The 2,724-nt window shown below is 51.4% G+C and carries 2 tRNA genes and 2 rRNA genes; all 4 read left to right on the top strand.

The features are described 5' to 3' along the window. A 16S ribosomal RNA gene (locus AC56KZ_RS20930) occupies positions 1-1,066 on the top strand; the annotation flags it as partial. A gap of 89 nt (positions 1,067-1,155) precedes the next feature. Beyond that, positions 1,156-1,232 (top strand) — tRNA-Ile (locus AC56KZ_RS20925). Between the two features lie 29 nt (positions 1,233-1,261). After that, a tRNA-Ala gene (locus AC56KZ_RS20920) sits at positions 1,262-1,337 on the top strand. A 228-nt stretch (positions 1,338-1,565) separates the two neighbouring features. Beyond that, positions 1,566-2,724 (top strand): 23S ribosomal RNA (locus AC56KZ_RS20915); the annotation flags it as partial.

The raw sequence follows: 2,724 nt of genomic DNA, 5'->3' as shown, positions 1-2,724 counted from the left end.
CTAATGACGGTACCTGAAGAATAAGCACCGGCTAACTACGTGCCAGCAGCCGCGGTAATACGTAGGGTGCAAGCGTTAATCGGAATTACTGGGCGTAAAGCGTGCGCAGGCGGTTTTGTAAGTCTGTCGTGAAAGCCCCGGGCTCAACCTGGGAATTGCGATGGAGACTGCAAGGCTTGAATCTGGCAGAGGGGGGTAGAATTCCACGTGTAGCAGTGAAATGCGTAGAGATGTGGAGGAACACCGATGGCGAAGGCAGCCCCCTGGGTCAAGATTGACGCTCATGCACGAAAGCGTGGGGAGCAAACAGGATTAGATACCCTGGTAGTCCACGCCCTAAACGATGTCTACTAGTTGTCGGGTTTTAATTAACTTGGTAACGCAGCTAACGCGTGAAGTAGACCGCCTGGGGAGTACGGTCGCAAGATTAAAACTCAAAGGAATTGACGGGGACCCGCACAAGCGGTGGATGATGTGGATTAATTCGATGCAACGCGAAAAACCTTACCTACCCTTGACATGTCAGGAAGTCTTGAGAGATCAGGATGTGCCCGAAAGGGAACCTGAACACAGGTGCTGCATGGCTGTCGTCAGCTCGTGTCGTGAGATGTTGGGTTAAGTCCCGCAACGAGCGCAACCCTTGTCATTAGTTGCTACATTTAGTTGAGCACTCTAATGAGACTGCCGGTGACAAACCGGAGGAAGGTGGGGATGACGTCAAGTCCTCATGGCCCTTATGGGTAGGGCTTCACACGTCATACAATGGTACATACAGAGGGCCGCCAACCCGCGAGGGGGAGCTAATCCCAGAAAGTGTATCGTAGTCCGGATCGCAGTCTGCAACTCGACTGCGTGAAGTTGGAATCGCTAGTAATCGCGGATCAGCATGTCGCGGTGAATACGTTCCCGGGTCTTGTACACACCGCCCGTCACACCATGGGAGCGGGTTTTACCAGAAGTAGGTAGCTTAACCGCAAGGAGGGCGCTTACCACGGTAGGATTCGTGACTGGGGTGAAGTCGTAACAAGGTAGCCGTATCGGAAGGTGCGGCTGGATCACCTCCTTTCTAGAGTAGCACCGGGTTAGAACCCAATCATTGAGCGTCCACTCTTATCGACTGTTGAAATTGAAAGAAACAGTAGCAGTGTCCAAGTCGGGGCTGTAGCTCAGCTGGTTAGAGCACCGTGTTGATAACGCGGGGGTCGTTGGTTCGAGTCCAACCAGCCCTACCAACGCGGTCATCGTGATCATCGTATTCCTTGGGGGATTAGCTCAGCTGGGAGAGCACCTGCTTTGCAAGCAGGGGGTCGTCGGTTCGATCCCGTCATCCTCCACCACTCTACTTTGAAAGTACAAACGTAAGCTGCGCCATTGGCGATGAGTTTAGGTTTGATCTTTTAGAGGTCAATGCTGTTTCGTTCTTTAACAATCTGGAAGAAGTAAAGTTTTATTGAGTACGCACGACAGTGCGTACTCTGGGTAGTAACAAGTCAACAAACATGCAACAGGCTGTACTCTTTGAACTGTAACGCTCACTGGTTAGTCGCCAGTGGCTAACGTTATAGGGACAAGCGAATAAGTGCACATGGTGGATGCCTTGGCGATTACAGGCGATGAAGGACGTAGTAGCTTGCGATAAGCTGCGGGGAGCGAGCAAACACGCTTTGATCCGCAGATTTCCGAATGGGGAAACCCGGCCTTTTAGGTCATTGCATATTGAATACATAGGTATGCAAAGCGAACGCGGCGAACTGAAACATCTAAGTAGCTGCAGGAAAAGAAATCAACCGAGATTCCCAAAGTAGTGGCGAGCGAAATGGGATGAGCCTGTACGTGATAGTCGGACTGATAGTGGAACAACCTGGAAATGTTGGCCATAGAGGGTGATAGCCCCTTACACGAAATCAGACCGGTGATACTAAGCGTACGACAAGTAGGGCGGGACACGAGAAATCCTGTCTGAACATGGGGGGACCATCCTCCAAGGCTAAATACTCGTAATCGACCGATAGTGAACCAGTACCGTGAGGGAAAGGCGAAAAGAACCCCGGGAGGGGAGTGAAATAGATCCTGAAACCGTGTGCATACAAACAGTCGGAGCGGACTTGTTCCGTGACGGCGTACCTTTTGTATAATGGGTCAGCGACTTACATTCAGTGGCGAGGTTAACCGAATAGGGGAGCCGTAGAGAAATCGAGTCCGAACAGGGCGACAGTCGCTGGGTGTAGACCCGAAACCAAGTGATCTACCCATGGCCAGGATGAAGGTGCGGTAACACGCCCTGGAGGTCCGAACCCACTAATGTTGAAAAATTAGGGGATGAGCTGTGGGTAGGGGTGAAAGGCTAAACAAACTTGGAAATAGCTGGTTCTCTCCGAAAACTATTTAGGTAGTGCCTCAAGTATCACCATCGGGGGTAGAGCACTGTTATGGCTAGGGGGTCATTGCGACTTACCAAACCATTGCAAACTCCGAATACCGATGAGTGCGAGCTTGGGAGACAGACGTCGGGTGCTAACGTCCGGCGTCAAGAGGGAAACAACCCAGACCGCCAGCTAAGGTCCCAAAGATTGGCTAAGTGGAAAACGAAGTGGGAAGGCTAAAACAGTCAGGATGTTGGCTTAGAAGCAGCCATCATTTAAAGAAAGCGTAATAGCTCACTGATCGAGTCGTCCTGCGCGGAAGATGTAACGGGGCTAAGCCAGTCACCGAAGCTGCGGATAT

The organism is Telluria sp. LT2P34 (assembly GCF_059685915.1).
The sequence above is the reverse complement of the archived record's forward strand: the minus strand, read 5'-3'. Positions and strand labels throughout refer to the sequence as shown.